General features: G+C 64.6%; 1 protein-coding gene. It reads right to left on the bottom strand.

Annotation, left to right across the window (positions count from 1 at the left end):
• Positions 1 to 283, bottom strand: a 283-nt coding sequence (locus tag Q4528_RS13230) for a hypothetical protein (protein ID WP_303521957.1), incomplete at its 3' end; no start/stop codon positions are given.
• Positions 284 to 314: the final 31 nt, after the last annotated feature.

The following is a 314-nucleotide window of genomic DNA, read 5'->3' as shown; positions in this document are numbered from 1 at the left end:
AGTTCCAGGTGTCTTCGGCGGCATCGCCCACGGCATTGGCACCGGTTGTGACGCCATCGGCCACGGCATTGGCGCCGGTCGTGACGCCATCCGCCACGGCATTGGCGCCGGTTGTGACACCATCCGCCACGGTATTGCCCGCCGTTGTGGCCGCGTCGCCGATCGCTTCGATTGTGACCTCGCCGGCGCGGGCCATTGTGGTTACACCCTCGCCCAACACGCCGGTGGCCTCGTTGAAATATTCCTCGGCATAGCCGATCACCCCGCGCTCTTTCAGTTCCATCGCGGTCAAAAGCGCAAGCTGGGCTTTGAGC

It is taken from the genome of Staphylococcus pasteuri (genome assembly GCF_030547725.1).
Taxonomy (GTDB): Bacteria; Bacillota; Bacilli; order Staphylococcales; family Staphylococcaceae; genus Staphylococcus; species Staphylococcus pasteuri.
The sequence above is the reverse complement of the archived record's forward strand: the minus strand, read 5'-3'. Positions and strand labels throughout refer to the sequence as shown.